The organism is Cupriavidus sp. JZ107, assembly GCF_053903255.1.
The window spans coordinates 2443715-2461431 of record NZ_CP096481.1; the positions used below are offsets into that span (position 1 = coordinate 2443715).

20 protein-coding genes are annotated in these 17717 nt (G+C 67.7%); 6 read left to right on the forward strand and 14 right to left on the reverse strand.

Translation table 11 applies throughout. The features are described from left to right. Positions 1 to 3 precede the first annotated feature (3 nt). The 5 genes from M1D55_RS20725 to rpsP all read right to left on the reverse strand — a co-directional run bounded on the left by M1D55_RS20725 (position 4) and on the right by rpsP (position 3179). Positions 4 to 684: a CoA pyrophosphatase gene (locus tag M1D55_RS20725; RefSeq protein ID WP_006577005.1), complete on the reverse strand. Its 681-nt coding sequence runs from the start codon at positions 682 to 684 to the stop codon at positions 4 to 6. A 181-nt stretch (positions 685 to 865) separates the two neighbouring features. After that, positions 866 to 1258 (reverse strand): 50S ribosomal protein L19, encoded by a 393-nt coding sequence (gene rplS, locus M1D55_RS20730; protein WP_006577006.1) that lies wholly within the window; start codon positions 1256 to 1258, stop codon positions 866 to 868. A gap of 75 nt (positions 1259 to 1333) precedes the next feature. Beyond that, the gene (gene trmD / locus M1D55_RS20735; protein WP_064572976.1) at positions 1334 to 2116 is read right to left on the reverse strand and encodes a tRNA (guanosine(37)-N1)-methyltransferase TrmD; all 783 of its coding nucleotides are present in this window, start codon (positions 2114 to 2116) and stop codon (positions 1334 to 1336) included. 64 nt (positions 2117 to 2180) lie between these two features. Further along, positions 2181 to 2891 carry a ribosome maturation factor RimM gene (gene rimM, locus M1D55_RS20740; protein WP_064572974.1) on the reverse strand — a complete coding sequence of 237 codons (711 nt, stop codon included), beginning with the start codon at positions 2889 to 2891 and terminating at the stop codon, positions 2181 to 2183. 36 nt (positions 2892 to 2927) lie between these two features. Continuing rightward, positions 2928 to 3179: a 30S ribosomal protein S16 gene (gene rpsP, locus M1D55_RS20745; RefSeq protein WP_006577009.1), complete on the reverse strand. Its 252-nt coding sequence runs from the start codon at positions 3177 to 3179 to the stop codon at positions 2928 to 2930. A gap of 163 nt (positions 3180 to 3342) precedes the next feature. Between rpsP and M1D55_RS20750 the strand changes: the two genes are divergently transcribed. The 5 genes from M1D55_RS20750 to M1D55_RS20770 all read left to right on the forward strand — a co-directional run bounded on the left by M1D55_RS20750 (position 3343) and on the right by M1D55_RS20770 (position 6646). Then, positions 3343 to 4458, forward strand: coding sequence for a PQQ-dependent sugar dehydrogenase (locus M1D55_RS20750; protein WP_231906240.1), 1116 nt, complete (start codon positions 3343 to 3345; stop codon positions 4456 to 4458). A 197-nt stretch (positions 4459 to 4655) separates the two neighbouring features. Then, positions 4656 to 5060 carry a hypothetical protein gene (locus M1D55_RS20755; RefSeq protein ID WP_006577011.1) on the forward strand — a complete coding sequence of 135 codons (405 nt, stop codon included), beginning with the start codon at positions 4656 to 4658 and terminating at the stop codon, positions 5058 to 5060. Between the two features lie 352 nt (positions 5061 to 5412). Continuing rightward, positions 5413 to 5556 carry a hypothetical protein gene (locus M1D55_RS20760; protein ID WP_217435632.1) on the forward strand — a complete coding sequence of 48 codons (144 nt, stop codon included), beginning with the start codon at positions 5413 to 5415 and terminating at the stop codon, positions 5554 to 5556. 227 nt (positions 5557 to 5783) lie between these two features. After that, on the forward strand, positions 5784 to 6290 hold the full coding sequence (locus tag M1D55_RS20765) for a TM2 domain-containing protein (protein ID WP_064572970.1): 507 nt from the start codon (positions 5784 to 5786) through the stop codon (positions 6288 to 6290). A 140-nt stretch (positions 6291 to 6430) separates the two neighbouring features. Further along, positions 6431 to 6646, forward strand: coding sequence for a hypothetical protein (locus M1D55_RS20770; protein ID WP_006577015.1), 216 nt, complete (start codon positions 6431 to 6433; stop codon positions 6644 to 6646). Between the two features lies 1 nt (position 6647). Here the strand turns inward: M1D55_RS20770 and phaZ are convergent, their stop codons facing one another. The 3 genes from phaZ to M1D55_RS20785 all read right to left on the reverse strand — a co-directional run bounded on the left by phaZ (position 6648) and on the right by M1D55_RS20785 (position 9738). Next, positions 6648 to 7868, reverse strand: a complete 1221-nt coding sequence (gene phaZ, locus M1D55_RS20775; RefSeq protein WP_064572968.1) for a polyhydroxyalkanoate depolymerase — start codon at positions 7866 to 7868, stop codon at positions 6648 to 6650. 90 nt (positions 7869 to 7958) lie between these two features. After that, a complete protein-coding gene (locus tag M1D55_RS20780) occupies positions 7959 to 9233 on the reverse strand; it encodes a PA0069 family radical SAM protein (protein WP_456281719.1) in 1275 nt (424 codons plus the stop codon). A gap of 1 nt (position 9234) precedes the next feature. Further along, entirely contained in the window at positions 9235 to 9738 is a 504-nt protein-coding gene (locus tag M1D55_RS20785; RefSeq protein WP_006577018.1) for an Lrp/AsnC ligand binding domain-containing protein, read from the reverse strand. 108 nt (positions 9739 to 9846) lie between these two features. Here M1D55_RS20785 and M1D55_RS20790 point away from each other — a divergent pair, with 108 nt between their 5' ends. After that, the gene (locus tag M1D55_RS20790) at positions 9847 to 11139 is read left to right on the forward strand and encodes a D-amino acid dehydrogenase (protein ID WP_232204770.1); all 1293 of its coding nucleotides are present in this window, start codon (positions 9847 to 9849) and stop codon (positions 11137 to 11139) included. Positions 11140 to 11208: 69 nt separating this feature from the next. Here M1D55_RS20790 and M1D55_RS20795 read toward each other — a convergent pair whose 3' ends face one another. The 6 genes from M1D55_RS20795 to M1D55_RS20820 all read right to left on the reverse strand — a co-directional run bounded on the left by M1D55_RS20795 (position 11209) and on the right by M1D55_RS20820 (position 17696). Continuing rightward, positions 11209 to 12993, reverse strand: a complete 1785-nt coding sequence (locus M1D55_RS20795; protein ID WP_456281720.1) for an acyl-CoA dehydrogenase — start codon at positions 12991 to 12993, stop codon at positions 11209 to 11211. 191 nt (positions 12994 to 13184) lie between these two features. Next, positions 13185 to 14120 (reverse strand): electron transfer flavoprotein subunit alpha/FixB family protein, encoded by a 936-nt coding sequence (locus M1D55_RS20800; RefSeq protein ID WP_456281721.1) that lies wholly within the window; start codon positions 14118 to 14120, stop codon positions 13185 to 13187. Positions 14121 to 14140: 20 nt separating this feature from the next. Further along, complete coding sequence (locus tag M1D55_RS20805; RefSeq protein WP_456281722.1) at positions 14141 to 14890, reverse strand: electron transfer flavoprotein subunit beta/FixA family protein; 750 nt, start codon at positions 14888 to 14890, stop codon at positions 14141 to 14143. A 235-nt stretch (positions 14891 to 15125) separates the two neighbouring features. Then, positions 15126 to 15923, reverse strand: a complete 798-nt coding sequence (locus M1D55_RS20810) for a MetQ/NlpA family ABC transporter substrate-binding protein (protein ID WP_023264942.1) — start codon at positions 15921 to 15923, stop codon at positions 15126 to 15128. A 95-nt stretch (positions 15924 to 16018) separates the two neighbouring features. Continuing rightward, a complete protein-coding gene (locus M1D55_RS20815) occupies positions 16019 to 16672 on the reverse strand; it encodes a methionine ABC transporter permease (RefSeq protein ID WP_006577896.1) in 654 nt (217 codons plus the stop codon). Beyond that, positions 16662 to 17696, reverse strand: coding sequence for a methionine ABC transporter ATP-binding protein (locus M1D55_RS20820; RefSeq protein ID WP_006577897.1), 1035 nt, complete (start codon positions 17694 to 17696; stop codon positions 16662 to 16664). Before M1D55_RS20820 ends, M1D55_RS20815 begins: the two co-directional genes overlap by 11 nt. Positions 17697 to 17717: the final 21 nt, after the last annotated feature.

Genomic DNA, 17717 nt, shown 5'->3' on the forward strand with positions numbered 1-17717 from the left:
GCGCTAGGCCGCCAGCAGGTGGTACAGATTGCGCAGCATGCCCGCGGTCGCGCCCCAGATGAAGCGGTGGCCTCCGCCTTCGCGCGGATACGGCATCGCATAGAACATCCGTTCGCCGTCGACCCAGCGGAACAGCCGCCGCTGATGGCGCGACGGATCCATCAGGAAGGCCAGCGGCACCTCGAACACATCGGCGACCTCGCGCGCATCGGGGCGCAGCGTGAAGCCATCGCGCACCAGGCCCACGACCGGGCTGACATGAAAACCGGTGCCGGTGATGTAGTCCGGCAGCGCGCCCAGCACCTCGATGTAATCCCGTCCCAGCCCGATCTCCTCCTCGGTTTCCCGCAGCGCGGTGGCGACCCGGTTGGCGTCCTCTGGCTCCCAGCGGCCGCCGGGAAAGCTGATCTGCCCCGCGTGCGCGCTCAGATTGGCGTTGCGCTGCGTCAGCAGCACGGTCAGGCCGTCGGCGCGCTGCACCAGCGGCACCAGCACCGCGGCGTCGCGCAGGCTCTGCCTGGGATCGTAGGCGCGCGACTCGTCGGTCAGCTCGGGCTGCCAGGCCGGCGGGGTCAGGAAACGATGGCGGATGAAGTCGGGCCGCAGGCGCGGCTCGGAAAGCGGTGGATGTTGGCTGTCGACGGAGACGATCGGCAGCGCTTCGGGATCGAAGGCGGGGCGCATAGCGGCACAAGTATGACAGAGGTCGCCGCGGCGCATCGGTGGCCCGGCGAGACGGCGGCATGGCCACGATGTGGGCGGCCATGGGGCCACCATGCAAAAAGGGCACCCGAAGGTGCCCTCGAAGACGGGGCGCGAACCCCGTCGATCGCTCCGGCCGGCGTGGCCGGCCATGCGCTGCGTCTTACTCGGCAGCGACCGCGGCCTTGGAGGCCTTGGTGACGAGCTTTTCCTTGATGCGAGCGGACTTGCCCGAACGCTGGCGCAGATAGTACAGCTTGGCACGGCGCACATCGCCGCGACGCTTGACTTCGATGCCGGCGATCAGCGGCGAGTACAGCTGGAACGTACGCTCCACGCCCTCACCCGACGAGATCTTGCGCACGATGAAGGACGAATTCAGGCCACGGTTGCGCTTGGCGATCACCACGCCTTCGTAAGCCTGCACGCGCTTGCGGTTGCCTTCGACCACGTTCACGTTGACGACGACGGTGTCGCCCGGCGCGAATGCGGGGATGGTCTTGTTCGCGGTCAGACGCGCGATCTCTTCCTTCTCGATCTGCTCGATGATGTTCATCGTTTCTTCTCCTGTGCCATCGTGCCGGCGTTGCATGCCTCGCCTGATGGCGCGGCCCCGACAGAGGATGGGGTTTCAACTGGCGGAGGCTTGCCCCCGCCCTTCCTTCGCCGCCCACTCCGACAAGAAGCTCTCGTCGGCCTTGGTCAGCAAACCTTGACGGCGCGCGGACTCGATCAGGTCGGGCCGCTTGCGCGCCGTATTGGCCAGCGCCTGGCGGCGCCGCCATTTTTCGATCTCGGCGTGATGGCCGCCGAGCAGAATGTCGGGGACCCGCACGCCTTCGTATTCCTCGGGCCGCGTGTAGTGCGGACAATCGAGCAGCCCGTTGACGAAGCTGTCCTGCACCGCGGATTGCGCATCGCCCAGCACGCCGGGCAGCAGCCGCACCACCGCGTCGATCAGCGCCATCGCCGGCAGCTCCCCGCCCGACAGCACGAAATCGCCGAGGCTGATTTCCTCGTCTACGCGGCGGTCTATCAGGCGCTGGTCGATCGCCTCGTAGCGGCCGCAGATCAGCACCAGTCCGGGGCGCCGCGCCAGCTCGACCACCTTGGCGTGCGTCAGCGGCGCGCCCTGCGGCGACATCAGCACCACGTGGGCAGGGCTGGCACCGGCATCCGCCTGCGCCGCCACCGCGGCGTCGATGGCATCTTCCAGCGGCCTGGCCAGCATCACCATGCCGGGTCCGCCCCCGTAGGGACGGTCGTCGATGGTGCGGTAGTTATCCGTGGTGAAGTCCCGCGGATTCCAGCTGCGCAGCGTATAGCGCTGCTGCTTGGCGGCCCGGCTGGTGATGCCCCAGTCGGTCAGCGCGCGGAACATCTCCGGGAACAGCGTGATCACGTCGAACTGCATCCGTCTCACTCCTGTTCCATTGCCGCCATTACCTGCCGTTGCCTTGCCGCCCTTGGTGCCGTGGCTAGTAGTCCAGTCCCCAGTCCACCACGATGCGCCTGCCGTCGATATCGACGTGGCGCAGATAGGCGTCGACGAAGGGAATCAGACGCTCGCCCGGCTTGCCGTCCGGCAGCGCGTAGGCAACCTGCAGGATCTGGTGGGCGCCGTTGTCGATCAGCCCGGCGACTTCGCCCAGGGCCTCGCCCTGTTCGTTGCTCACCGTGCAGCCGATCAGATCGACCCAGTAAAACTCGTTCTCTTCGGGCGCGGGGAAATCCTCGCGCCGGATCCAGACGCGGCGCCCCTTGAGCGCCTCGGCCAGATTGCGGTCCGCCACACCGGACGCCTGCGCCACCACCGTGCCGCTATGCTCGCGCGACTGGGCGATCTTCAGGCACAGCGGTTCCGCATCGCGCGCCGCGGACTGGGCCACCGGCCTCGAAGCCGGAGCTTCGGGCTGCAGCAACCACCAGCGCCGGGCATGCAGCAAGGCGCCGGCATCCTGGGCATGGGGCTGGACCTTGATCCAGCCGCGCACGCCATACGCCGCGGCGACATAGCCGACCTCGATCAGGTCTTCGGGCAGGGCTTGTGCATGCACCAGCGCGGCGGGGATACGCACCTCGCGCACCTCGCGCACCTCGCGCGGCGTGCCGGTCCCGGCCCCTTTCCCGGTGGCACCGGGCGGCAGGTTCAACGGCCGCCGTTGCGTGCCGCGCGCGGACGTGGCCACGGCAGACTAGCGGTAGTGAAAATCAGACAGCGAAAATCAGGCAGCGGCCTTGGCGCCCTGCTTGACCAGACGGGCGACGGTCGGCGACAGTTGGGCGCCAACGCCTTGCCAGTAGGTCAGGCGGTCTTGCGCCAGACGCAGACCTTCTTCGCCTTGCGAAGCCAGCGGGTTGTAGAAGCCGATACGCTCGATGAAACGGCCGTCGCGGCGGTTGCGCGAATCAGCTGCAACGATATTGAAGAACGGGCGCTTCTTGCTGCCGCCACGGGCCAGACGGATTACGACCATGGGTGAATTCCTCGAAAACGGGGTGTTCGAACACGAAACGCAAGAGTATAGCCCAATTACTGAGGCCAAACAAACACTTAGGGTGTCCGACGGCGGTGTGGGCCGATTGACGGCCGCGTCACGCGTCGGCATCGTGGCAAAAACACCAATTGCAGGAGGGGTCGTGCGCTACTTCAGTCACTTTTCCACCATCCTGGCCGGCTTTGCCGCCGCGCTGTTCCAGACGATTGTGCCGAGCGCGCAAGCCCAGTCGCTGGAGCAGATCCAGTTGCCGCCCGGCTTTCGCATCGAGCGGCTGACCGGCGACGTGCCAGAGGCGCGCGGCATGACCTTTTCTCCGGGCGGCACACTGTACGTCGGCAGCCGCGGCGCCGGCAAGGTCTACGCGGTGCAGGCGCCGCTCAGCGGCAAGCCGGTGGTCCATACGGTCGTCAGCGGCCTGACGCTGCCGATCGGCGTCGCGTGGCGCGACGGCGCGCTCTATACCTCGTCGGTCTCGCGCATCCTGCGGCTGGACGGCATCGAACAGCGGCTGTCCAATCCGCCCAAGCCGGTCGTCATCAACAACCAGCTGCCTAGCGAGACCCACCACGGCGGCCGCTTCATCGCCTTCGGACCGGACGGCTACCTGTACGTGCCGATCGGCGCGCCCTGCAATGTCTGCACGCGCGACGAGGGCCGCTATGCCAACGTGATGAAGATGAAGCCGGATGGCACGGACCTGCAGGTCGTGGCCAAGGGCGTGCGCAACACCGTCGGCTTCGACTGGCATCCGGCCACCGGCGAGCTGTGGTTCACCGACAACGGCCGCGACTGGCTCGGCGACGACCAGCCACCCGACGAGCTGAACCGGGCGCCGCGTGCCGGGCTGCATTTCGGCTTTCCGTATTGCCACGCCGGTGATCTGCGCGATCCGGAGTTCGGCAAGCAGCGTCCCTGCTCCGAGTTCCAGCCGCCGGTGGCCCGGCTGGGCCCGCACGTGGCCGCGCTTGGCATGCGCTTCTACACCGGCACGCAGTTCCCCGCCGAATATCGCAACAACATCTTCATCGCCGAACACGGCAGCTGGAACCGCAGCGAACGGATCGGCTACCGCATCACGCGCGTGGTGCTCGACGACAGCGGCAAGGCGGTCAGGCAGGAGGTGTTCGCGCAGGGGTGGCTGCAGGACGGCCAACCGTGGGGCCGGCCCGCCGATGTCGAGGTCGCGCCCGACGGTTCGTTGCTGGTCAGCGACGATATGGCCGGCGCAATCTACCGCATCCGCTATGCGCCATAGCCGAGGCGACGACCGTCGATCGCCGTCGAGGGCGGCGCTCGCGCGGGCGGCGCCGGAGATGAGAACAGACCGCATTCGCAGGCGAAACAATCCGTTACACCGGTAACGGGATTGGCATAGGCGCCTGCTGGCAGCGCTGCGTACCATGATCCCAATCTTCTTGATAACGACAGCAAGCGAAGGCTCTGGGATTCCGCATGCTTTTCCGCTCTCTCCTGCGCGACGCCGCGGCCGCCACCGTGCTGGTGGCGTCGGTGCTCGGCCTTGCGGCCCTGAGCCATGCTCAGGGCGGCTGGTCGCGGCAAGGCGCCGACATGCGGGATGGTTTCGGTGCGCGCCTGCTGCCGACCGGCATGGAACGCACCGTGATGCGCGCGGAAAGCCCCGATCACGTCCGTGCCCAGATCGAGCGGATGGAGGCGCGTGCCCGCGCCGACAGCCGGCTGAACGGGCGCCCGAACCCGCCCGCCGAACGCGGGGTTCCGGAACGTACGCCGACTTCCGACCGCAGCGCGCAGAACGGCAGCGGCGTGTCCGGTGACAATCGCCCCGCCAATGTCGGACCCGGCTGGCAAGGCTCCGGGCGCGAGACCACCCGCTAGTCCCGCTCCTCCCCATCCTGACTGCAATCAGCGGCCGCCCCAACGCGGCCGCCTTGCTGTCGCGCGTGTTCAGGCGCTTTTTTGCGCTTCCAGCCGGGATCGCTGGCGCGATTCCCGCAGCCTTCGCCGATCGCGATGGGCTCGAAACTCCCCGCCGGAACTCCACCCCCCTTTCAACGGTCCAATAGCTTGTGGCGGCCGAAGCTGCGCCGCCACCTGGCTGCCGCCCGGCGCTGACCGGTGTTCAGCAGCGTGCCGTCGATCGCAGGCGGCGAACGCACACTGACATGCCCTCTCCTTCGGATCGTGTCGCGATGGGCGCGGCCTTCGTCCAACCACCGACGAGGTTCGTATGCTATCCATGCTGACCGACCTGGCTCGACACGCGGGCCAGCTCACTCTGACCGTGCTGTTCATGGGAATTCTGGCTGCCGTGCTGTACGGCGAAACCAATCTCGGCGTCCTGCTGGGCGTCGTGTCGAACGCGCCGCGCTGACGGCCATCGGACGCTGCTGCAAGACAGGTCATTGCAGGTTTTGCACCAGCGCCCCCCGGCCGGTGGTCGACTCACGATCCGCCGGCCTTCAACCAGGTCATCGAAGCGGGCGGTGCGGCGTACAATGTGCGCTGCACTGCCCGCTTCCATCGTAGGGTCGCCGGCTCGGTGCCCTTGTCGGCCCCGGGCCGAATCTCGGCAGATTTTCCCTTCCAACGTCCACGCCCATGTCCGCCGCTCCGTCCTCCGCCTCGCCCGCCTCTCCCGCCATCGCCGCCGGCATGGACCGCGCGCCGAGGCGCAAATCGAAGCTGCTGACCGTGGCGCTGGCGTTCCTGCTCGGCAGCCTCGGTGCCCACCGCTTCTATCTTGGCGGCCTGCGCGACCGCTATGGCTGGCTGCACCTGCTGGCCACGCTGGCCGGCGTGCTGGGCATCGCCTCGATGGTGCTGCACGTCGGCGCGCCGGCGCTGAACTGGACCTTTGCGGTGGCAGGCGGCGCCTCGGTGATCAGCGCCTTCCTGGCGGCGATCGTCTACGGGCTGCGGCCGGACGAGCGCTGGGACGCGCGCTTCAATGCGGACGGCGAGCCGACCCGCTCCGGCTGGCCGGTCGTGATCCTGGTGATCCTGTCGCTGCTGATCGGCACCGGCCTGCTGATGGCGGGGCTCGCCATCAGCTTCCAGACGTTCTTCGAGTCGCAGGTCGAAGCGGCGCGCGAGCTGTCGCAATAACACCGACGAAGACCGTCCGCGGCGAGCAGGCATGCCATGCGTGCGCCCTTCGTTTTGCTGATCCACGTCAACCCCATTCCGGCATTCGTCGCCCATACTGAACCCGTTGTTTGCCAGGTCGGTGAACCCCAGGAGTGGACATGAACGTTCCCAGCTATGAAGTGGGCCGGGTGGCCGCGTTGACCGTCAGACTGATGCGCGCGTCCGGCCTGTCGCACGACGACGCGGTCGCGGCGCTGGATCTGGCCTGCAGGATGATGGACGACGACATGGCGCCGCGGCCGGCCGGCCCGGTGCGGGCAGGCGCAGTGCGTCCCCCTGCCGCGGCGAACCCTGTGCGGCCGGGCCGGCAATGAGCTAGGCCGCCGCCAGCCAGTGGCGCACCGCGGGGTGTACCGTCTCGCGCCAGCGTGCGCCGCTGAACAGGCCATAGTGGTCGCATCGCTCGATCGTCAGCCGTTCGCGGCACCGTGCCGGCAGGCCGCTGCACAGTCCCTGCGCCGCATGCGTCTGCCCCGGTCCCGAAATATCGTCGCGCTCGGCTTCGACCGTCAGCAAGCGGGTTCGCCGCAGACTGTCGGGACGCACCATCTCGCCGCCGACCCGCCACGCCCCCTTGGGCAGCAGCATCTGCTGGAACACCACGCGCAGCGTGTCGAAGAAGAACTCCGCGGTCATGTCCAGCACGGCGCCGTATTGCGCGACGGCACGCTCGATCTCGCGCGCGGTATCGGCATCGGCGGCCTGGCGCCGGCATAGCCAGTCGAACATCAGCGTCGCGTGGCGGTCCGGCTGCGCCGCGACCAGCGCCGGATATTGCAGAAAGCCTGGATAGATGCGCCGTCCGGCGCCGGCATAACCGCTCGGCACCACATCGATCGCGGTCGCCTCGAGCCACGGCAGCGACAGCGTGGCGGCGACGCGATCGAGCGTGGTCGGCCCCAGCCGCGCATCGATCGGCCCGCCCATCAGCGTCAGCGTCGCCGGCTCGGCGCCATCGGCCTGCGCCATGCGCGAGACCGCGGCCAGCGCCGGCACTGTCGCCTGGCAGACCGCCAGCACATGCAGACCGGCGGGATCGAGCTGGCGGATGAATCGCTCCACCAACAGTACGTAGTCGTCGAGACCGAACGCGCCGGCTTCGCGCGGCACATCGCGCGCATCGGCCCAGTCGGTGACGTAGACGTCCGCGTGCGGGAGCAGCGCCGCGACGGTATCTCGCATCAGCACCGCGCGATGCCCCGCCAGCGGCGCGCACAGCAGCACGCGCGAGCGCGGCTTGCGGCGGGACGGCGACGCACACTGGAACGCCCGCAGCGTGCAGAACGGCGTCACGGACACCGTGCTTTCGGCCACCGGCGTGCGCACGCCGTCGACCTCGATATCCTCGAGTTCGAAATCGGCCGTGCCGAACGGCGCAAGCCAGGTCTGGAACCAGCGGTAGTAGTGCTCGAAACGGCGACGGTGCGTGGCCGCGGCCAGCGGATACGGCCCGGCGGCGAGCGCCTGCTGGGCCAGCTCGCCCCAGATCACGACCGGATCGAAGGCACGGCCGCCGTGCTGCATCAGATGGATCATGGCTTCCCCAAGGCGGCGCCGGGACGGGCAGGCGCGGCGGATCGAACAGCCATTATGGACAGCGTGCCGGGCTTGTACAAACCCGCAGGTTCAGAACAGCGAACCTTGCGCGTCGTCCTCCGGCTTGCGGGCGCCACGCGCGCCGCGTCGCGCGCCCGCCGGCGGCGCGGGCGGGACGAACTGCGAGGTATCCAGATCGAAGCGGTGATAGCGAAAGCCGAGGCGTTCGGCCGCCTTGTGAAAGCGCTGGCGCATCAGGTCCGCCCAGACGCCGGTGCCGCGCATGCGGGTCGAGAAATCGGAATCGTAATCCTTGCCGCCGCGCATCTCGCGCACGCGATTCATCACGCGCTCGGCCCGGTCGGGGAAATGCGCCTCGAGCCATTGCTGGAACAGTGGCGCGACCTCCCATGGCAGGCGCAGCACGATGTAGTTCGCATAGACGGCGCCGGCCTCGCGCGCGGCCTCCAGAATGCGCTCCAGATCGGGCTCGGTGATGAAGGGAATGACCGGCGCCACGCTGACCGCGACCGGAATGCCAGCCTCCGACAGCGTGCGGATGGTCCGCAGCCGCCGCGACGGCGTGGCCGCGCGCGGCTCCAGCGTGCGCGCGATCTCGGCATCGAGCGTGGTGATCGTGATCGCGGCGACCGCGAGCCGCCGGGCCGCCATCGGCGCCAGCAGATCGATGTCGCGCTCGATCAGCGACGACTTGGTGATCAGCGCCACCGGATGGTGGCATTCGTGCAGCACCTCGAGCACCTGACGCGTGATGCGCTGGGTCCGCTCGATCGGCTGATAGGCGTCGGTGTTGACGCCCAGCGCGATCAGCTCGCACCGGTAGGACGGCCGCGACAGCGCCTCGCGCAGCCGCTCGGCGGCATTGGTCTTGGCGTACAGCTGCGTCTCGAAATCGAGGCCCGGCGACAGGTCGAGATAGGCGTGCGTCGGCCGCGCGAAGCAATAGATGCAGCCGTGCTCGCAGCCGCGATAGGGGTTCAGCGAGACGCCGAACGGGATGTCCGGCGACGAATTGCGGCTCAGGATCGAGCGCGCCTGCTCCTGCGTGACGCGGGTGATCAGCTTCGGCGGCGCCGGTTCGGCGGCGGCGCCCTCGCCGCCCTCGCCGCCCGCGATGGCCTCGTGCTCGCCGATGTCCGCCGGACCCCAGCCATCGTCGAAGGGCTCGCGGGTATCCCGCTCGAAGCGCCCCTGCAGATTGCTGACCGCACCGCGGCCCTTCAGCGCTCGAAGCGGCGGCCGAAGTGGCGGCCGAAGCGGCGCCGATTCGTCAGGGACGTCATCCGCCGGCCGGTCCGGATCGTACTGACCGATGTGGCGCCCGTTGCGCGCGTTGTCCTTCATCTCATGCAGGCTGGCTCTTCTCGTCGACGGGGATGGCCAGCGTCTCCTTGATCTCTTCCATCACGACATAACTCTTGGACTGGGCGGCCCCCGGAAGTTGCAGCAGGATGTCGCCCAGCAGCCGGCGGTACTCGCCGATTTCCCGGATGCGCGCCTTGATCAGGTAATCGAAATCGCCCGATACCAGATGGCACTCCATCACCTCGGGGATACGCAGCACCTCGCGCCGGAACTGCTCGAACATGTTGCCGGCCTTGTTGTTCAGCGTGATCTCGACGAAGACCAGCAGTGCGCTGCCCAGCAGCGCCGGATTCAGGCGGGCGTAGTAGCCGATGATGACACCGTCGCGCTCCATCCGCTTGACCCGCTCGATGCACGGCGTGATGGTCAGCCCGACCGCCTCGGCGAGGTCCTTCATCGAGATGCGGCCGTCGGCCTGCAGCAGGGCCAGGATGCGGCGGTCGAGGCGGTCCAGGCCGCGTACCGGCTGTCGGGTCGTTCTCATGAATATTTCCTTTTTACGACAAATTTTCGGTAATTATGACTGGAATGAATCCAATACCATAGCGGATATACCTTCATACAATCGTCATTCTGGTTGGGGTCCATCGCAATGCGTGTTCTCGTTCTTGGCAGTGGCGTGATCGGCGTGACCAGCGCCTGGTACCTGGCCAGGGCCGGCCATCAGGTCACGGTGATCGACCGCGAAGCGGCGCCGGCGCTCGGCACCAGCTTTGCGAATGCCGGCCAGATCTCCCCCGGCTATGCCTCGCCGTGGGCCGCGCCCGGCGTGCCGCTGAAGGCCATCAAATGGATGTTCCAGCAGCATGCGCCGCTGTCGATCCGGCCCGACGGCACGCTGTTCCAGCTGCAGTGGATGTGGCAGATGCTGATGAACTGCAGCGCCGACCGCTACGCGGTCAACAAGGAGCGCATGGTGCGGCTGGCCGAGTACAGCCGCGACTGCATCCGCGCGCTGCGCGCCGAAACCGGCATCGCCTACGAGGGCCGGCAGCAAGGCACGCTGCAGGTCTTCCGCACCGACGAGCAGCTTGAAGGCGCGGCCAAGGACATCGCCGTGCTCGAGGAAGCCGGCGTGCCGTATCAATTGCTGTCGCGCGAGGACCTCGCCGCGAGCGAACCGGCGCTGGCCGCGGTCAGCCACAAGCTGACCGGCGGGCTGCGCCTGCCCAACGACGAAACCGGCGACTGCCAGCTGTTTACCCAACGCCTGGCGGCAATGGCCGAGGGCCTGGGCGTGCAGTTCCTGTACAACCGGTCGATCGACAGCCTGATGACCCAGGGCACCGCGGTGACCGGCGCCATCGTCGGCGGCGAGCCGATCTTCGCCGATGCCGTGGTGGTCGCGCTGGGCAGCTGGTCGACCCCGTTCATCAAGGACTTCGTGCGGATTCCGGTCTATCCGCTGAAGGGGTTCTCGATCACCGTGCCGATGACCGACGCCGCGCGCAGCCCGGTGTCGACCGTGCTGGACGAGACCTACAAGGTCGCGATCACCCGCTTCGACGACCGCATCCGCGTCGGCGGCATGGCGCAGATCGTCGGCTATGACCGCTCGCTGGATCCGGCCAAGCGGCGCACGCTGGAGCACGTGGTGACCGATCTGTTCCCCGGCGCCGGCGACGTGGCGCGGGCCTCGTTCTGGACCGGCCTGCGCCCGATGACGCCGGACGGCACGCCGATCGTCGGCCCGACCCCGGTCAAGGGGCTATGGCTCAATACCGGCCACGGCACGCTGGGCTGGACGATGGCCTGCGGTTCGGGCAAGTTGCTGGCCGACCTGGTGTCGGGCGCCTCGCCGGCGATCCGCGCCGACGATCTGTCGGTCGCGCGCTATCAGCAGCAGACGGCACGGCATCCGGCGCCGCGTCCGGCGACGGCCTGACAGAACCGCCCTCGAAAAAAAAGACAGCCAACCGGCCGTCTTTTTTTATTGCTTCCACCTCCACCGCCTTCAGAACTGCGCCTCGGTCAGCGCCAGCGCCGCCGGCGCACCTGACACGATGGCATCGCGAATGCCGCCGGCCTGCGACAGCACGTGCTCGGCGAAGAAATGCGCGGTAGCGATCTTGGCCTCGTGGAAGGCCGGGTCCTCGGCACGCCGCGCATCGGCGGCCAGCATCGCGCGCCCGAGCTGCCAGCCCGAGAACACGATGCCGCACAGCTTCAGATACGGCACGCTGCCGGCAAACGCCGCGTTGGGATCGGTCTTGCCATTGGCCACGATGAAGTCGATCGCCTGCTCCAGCGCGGCGCGGCCCTTGGCCAGCTGCGCCTGCATCGCGGCGAACGGCGCGCCGCCATGCGCGGCCAGCGCGGCCTCGGTCTCGGCGATCCGTGCGCAGATGCCGCGCGCCACCGCGCCGCCATCGCGCACGGTCTTGCGGCCGACCAGATCGTTGGCCTGGATCGCGGTGGTGCCCTCGTAGATCGGCAGGATCCGCGCATCGCGATAATGCTGCGCGGCGCCGGTCTCCTCGATGAAGCCCATGCCGCCGTGGACCTGCACGCCGAGGCTCGTCACGTCGATCGACAGCTCGGTGCTCCAGCCCTTGATCACCGGCACCAGGAACTCGTAGAACGCCTGGTTCTCGCTCCGTACCGCCTCGTCGGGATGCTGGTGCGCGGTATCGCAGGCCGCCGCGCCGACGTAGGCCAGCGCACGGGCCCCTTCGGTCAGCGCGCGCATCGTCATCAGCATGCGCTTGACGTCCGGATGATGAATGATCGTGACCGCCTGCCGCGCCGAGCCGTCGACCGGCCGGCTCTGCACGCGCTCGCGGGCATAGGCCACGGCCTGCTGATAGGCGCGCTCGGACACCGCGATGCCCTGCATGCCGACCGAGAAGCGGGCCGCATTCATCATGATGAACATGTACTCGAGGCCGCGGTTCTCCTCGCCGACCAGCGTGCCGATCGCGCCGCCGTGGTCGCCGAACTGCAGCACCGCGGTGGGACTGGCCTTGATGCCGAGCTTGTGCTCGATCGAGACGCAGTGCACGTCGTTGCGCGCGCCCAGCGAGCCATCCTCGTTGACCAGGAACTTGGGCACGATGAACAGCGAGATGCCCTTGACCCCTTCCGGCGCGTTCGGCGTCCGCGCCAGCACGAGATGGACGATGTTCTCCGCCATGTCGTGCTCGCCGTAGGTGATGAAGATCTTGGTGCCGAACAGCTTGTAGGTGCCGTCGCCCTGCGGCTCGGCGCGCGTGCGCACCGCGGCGAGGTCGGAGCCGGCCTGCGGCTCGGTCAGGTTCATGGTGCCGGTCCACTGGCCCGAGATCAGTTTCGGCAGGAAGACCTGGCGCTGCGCGTCGCTGCCGGCGGTCAGCAGCGCCTCGATGGCGCCGTCGGTCAGCAGCGGGCACAGCGCGAACGACAGATTGGCCGAGTTCAGCATCTCGTTGCAGGCGGTGGCGATCAGCTTGGGCAAACCCTGGCCGCCGAATTCCTGCGGATGCAGCACGCCCTGCCAGCCGCCCTCGCCGAACTGGCGGAAGGCCTCGCGAAAGCCCGGCGTGGTGGTGACCGCGCCGTCCTTCCAGTGGCTCGGCTCGATGTCGCCGGCCCGGTTCAGCGGCGCGACGACCTGCTCGGTGAACTTGGCCGCTTCCTCGAGCACCGCCTGCGCGGTGTCGGCCGTCGCTTCCTCGAAGCCAGGCAATTGGCTGATGGCATCCAGCCCGGCCAGTTCGTTGATCGCGAACAGCATGTCCTTGAGCGGGGCGCGGTAGGTCATCGATGTCTCCGTTATCGCAATATGTCGCACAGGTCGCGCAGGGCGCGCGGATCGCTGCGGCCGTTCGATACAGCGTATAAAAAAGCCGTTCGCGGGCGGGCCCGGAACGGCTTGTCTTGGCTTTTCTTTTTCTTGTGTTGCGTGGCTTCGTCCGTCCGCGGCACCGGGCGGCGCCGCGGACGGCTTCCGAATCAGCCCAGCGCCGCCACCAGCTCCGGCACCACGGTGTTCAGGTCGCCCACCAGGCCGTAGTCGGCGACCGAGAAGATCGGCGCCTCGGCGTCCTTGTTGATCGCGACGATCACCTTGGAGTCCTTCATGCCGGCCAGATGCTGGATCGCGCCCGAGATACCGACGGCGATGTACAGCTGCGGCGCGACGATCTTGCCGGTCTGGCCGACCTGATAGTCGTTCGGCACGAAGCCGGCGTCGACCGCGGCGCGCGAGGCGCCGAGCGCGGCGCCCAGCTTGTCGGCCAGCGGCGTCAGCACCTTGGTGTAGTTCTCGCCCGAGCCGACGCCACGGCCACCGGACACGATGATCTTGGCGGCGGTCAGTTCGGGGCGATCGCTCTTGGTGACTTCACGCGACACGAACTGGGAGATGCCGGCATCGGCCACGGCGGGCACGGTGTCGACCAAGGCCGAGCCGCCTTCCGCGGCGGCGGGGTCGAAGGCGGTGCCGCGCACGGTGATCACCTTGATCTTGTCCGAGGACTTGACCGTGGCGATCGCGTTGCCGGCGTAGATCGGGCGCTCGAAGGTGTCCGGGCCGTCGACCTTGGTGATGTCCGACAGCTGGGCCACGTCCAGCTTGGCGGCGACGCGCGGCAGCACGTTCTTGCCGTAGGCGGTGGCCGGCGCCAGGATGTGGCTGTAGTCGCTGGCGATCGCCAGCACCTGCTCGGCGACGTTCTCGGCCAGGCCTTCGCCGAAGTACGGCGCATCGGCCAGCAGCACCTTGGCGACGCCGGCGATCTTCGCGGCGGCCTCGGCGGCGGCCTGGGCGTTGGCGCCTGCCACCAGCACGTGGACGTCGCCGCCGCACTGGGCCGCGGCGGTCACGGTATTCAGGGTCGCGCCCTTGATCGATTGATTGTCGTGTTCAGCAATGACGAGTGCAGTCATGTTCGTATCTCCTGGCGCGCTTAGATGACCTTGGCTTCGTTCTTGAGCTTCTGCACCAGCGTCGCGACGTCCGGCACCATCACACCCGCGCTGCGCTTGGGCGGCTCGACGACCTTCAGCGTCTGCAGACGCGGCGCCACGTCGACGCCCAGGTCTTCCGGCTTCACGGTTTCCAGCGGCTTCTTCTTGGCCTTCATGATGTTCGGCAGCGTGACGTAGCGCGGCTCGTTCAGGCGCAGGTCGGTGGTCACCACCGCCGGCAGCTTGACCGACAGCGTTTCGAGGCCGCCATCGACCTCGCGCGTCACCGAGGCCTTGCCATCGGCGATCACGACCTTCGAGGCGAAGGTCGCCTGCGGCAGACCGGCCAGCGCGGCCACCATCTGGCCGGTCTGGTTGGAGTCGTCGTCGATCGCCTGCTTGCCCAGGATCACCAGCTGCGGCTGCTCCTTGTCGACCAGCGCCTTCAGCAGCTTGGCCACCGCCAGCGGCTGCAGGTCTTCGCCGCTCTCGACCAGGATGCCACGGTCGGCGCCGATCGCCATCGCGGTACGCAGCGTTTCCTGGCATTGCGCCACGCCGCAGGAGACCGCCACGACCTCGGTGGCCACGCCGGCTTCCTTCAAGCGGACCGCCTCTTCCACGGCGATCTCGTCGAACGGGTTCATGCTCATCTTCACGTTGGCCAGGTCGACGCCCGAGCCATCGGACTTCACACGGACCTTGACGTTGTAGTCAACCACGCGCTTGACTGCGACGAGTACTTTCATGCGCTCACTCCACTGATTGTCAGAAATTTGGTTCGCTCGCCATTATAACCACCGGGTCGGCGGCGCCCGGAATTTTCGAACGACCGTACTATTTTATAGGCAAAGAATTGCCGGGCATAGCCCGGCAAGCGATCTGGCGACACGTATTGTGCCGCAGAAAACCCTTCGCGGCACAGAGGCGGCGGCCGGATTCGAGGTTTTGTTCGATACCCGGCCGTGACGCCCGGCTCGCGGCTTACCAGGCCGTGATCACCGAATCCTTGAAGGTCGTGGTGACGTACTGCTTGATCTCCGGCGAGTGATAGGCCTTGATCAGCTTGGCGACCCACGGCTTGTTCTTGTCGGCCTCGCGCACGGCGATCAGGTTGGCGTACGGACCCTTCGGGCCTTCCATCGCGATCGCGTCCTTGGTCGGCGACAGGCCGGCCGATTCCGCGTAGTTGCCGTTGATCGCGGCGGCATCCAGGTCGTCCAGCGAGCGCGGCAGTTGCGCGGCGTCCAGTTCGACGATGCGCAGCTTCTTCGGATTGCCGACGATATCCAGCGGCGTGGCCTTCAGGCCGGCGTCCGCGCGCAGCTTGATCACGCCCTTGCTCTGCAGCAGCAGCAGGCCGCGGCCGCCGTTGGTCGGGTCGTTGGGCACGCCGACGCGGGCGCCCTGCTTGAGCTGGTCCAGCGACTTGATCTTCTTCGAGTAGACGCCCATCGGGAACGTGACGGTGTAGCCGACGTTGGCGAACTTGTAGCCGCGGTCCTTCATCTGGGCTTCGAGGTACGGCAGGTGCTGGTAGCTGTTGGCATCGAGATCGCCGGCGGCCAGCGCGGCGTTCGGCTGGATGTAGTCGCTGAACTCGACGACCTGGATATTGAGACCATCCTTGGCGGCGACCTTCTTGACCTGTTCCATGATCTGGGCGTGCGGACCACCGGTCACGCCGATCTTGATCGGCTTGTCCTGCGCCACCGCGGCGGTGGCGAGGCTGGCGCCGAGCGCGGCGCCGATGATCCATTGCAGCAGGCTACGACGTTGCATGGCTGACTTCCTTTGCGATGTGTTCTGGGTTGGGTCTGGGATAAAGCAAAAACGAAACGGAAAACGAGGCGATTCCTTCGGCCGCGACGTGGCGCTCAGCGGTGGCTGATCCGGCGGACCAGCCAGTCGCCGAAGCTCTGCACGGCCTGCACCAGCACGATCAGGATCAGCACCACCGCCACCATCACCTCGGTGATGTAGCGCTGGTAGCCATAGCGGATGCCGAGGTCGCCCAGGCCGCCGCCGCCGATCGCGCCGGCCATCGCCGAATAGCCGACCAGGCTGACGAAGGTGATGGTCAGGCCCGCGACGATGCCGGGCATCGCCTCGGGCAGCAGCACCTTCCAGACGATCTGGCGCGTGCTGGCGCCCATCGATTGCGCCGCCTCGACCAGGCCCTTGTCGACCTCGCGCAGCGCGCTTTCGACCAGCCGCGCGATGAACGGAATCGCGGCGATCGTCAGCGGCACCACGGCCGCCGCGGTACCGATCGACGAGCCCGCCAGGAAGCGGGTAAACGGAATCACCACCACCAGCAGGATGATGAACGGGATCGAGCGCACGGCGTTGACGACCACGCCGATCAGCCGGTTGAACAACGGATGCGCCAGCGGGCCGCCGCGGTCGGTCAGGTGCAGCACCACGCCGAGCGGCACGCCCAGCAGCGCGCCGATCACGCCCGAGATGCCGACCATCACCAGGGTCTCGCCCAGCGAGGTCACAAACAGGTCGAACAGCTCAGACCACATGCTCGTACTCCTCCACCACCACGCCCTGCTGCTGCAGGAATGCCATTGCCGCGCGGACGTTGTCGGTCTCGCCGGTGGCCATGATGGCCAGCGAGCCGAAGGCCTGTCCCTGGATCTCGTCGATATGCCCGTGCAGGATGTTGAAGTCCAGCCCGTAGCGGCGGATCGCCTGTGCCAGCACCGGCTGGTCGACACCCTCGCCGGTGAAGGCGAGCCGGTAGACGTGGTCGCGCCCGTTGCCGAGCCGGCTCTCGACGCGCTTGAGCACGCTGGCCGGCAGCTCCTGCGAAATCACGTCGCCGATCATTGCGCGCGTGACCGCATGTTGCGGCCGCAGGAAGACGTCGATGACCTGGCCCTGCTCGACCACGCAGCCGGCGTCGAGCACCGCGACGCGATCGCAGACCTGTTTGATGACCTCCATCTGGTGCGTGATCATCACGATGGTCAGGCCCAGATCGCGGTTGATCTGCTTGAGCAGGTCGAGGATGGAACGCGTGGTTTCCGGATCGAGCGCCGAGGTGGCCTCGTCCGACAGCAGCACCTTGGGCTTGCTGGCCAGCGCGCGCGCAATGCCGACGCGCTGCTTCTGCCCGCCGCTGATCTGCGCCGGATAGCGGTCCTTCAGCGCCGACAGGCCGACCAGATCGAGCAGCGGCAGTACCGTCGCGGCAATCTCGTCCCGGTTCTTGCCGGCCAGCTCCAGCGGCAGCGCCACGTTGTCATAGACGGTGCGCGACGATAGCAGGTTGAAATGCTGGAAGATCATGCCGATGTCGCGGCGCGCCAGCCGCAGCGCCGACGCGTCGAGCGCAGTCAGGTCCTGACCGGCGACGATCACGCGGCCGGCGGTCGGACGGTTCAGCAGATTGATGGCGCGCACCAGCGTACTCTTGCCGGCGCCGCTGCGGCCGATGATGCCGAAGACTTCGCCGGCCGCGATGGACAGGCTGACATCCCGCAAAGCGTGCACATCCCCGGTCGCACCGGGGAATCGCTGCGAGAGACCTTGCAGTTCGATCATGAGACAGAGCGAAAAGAAAAC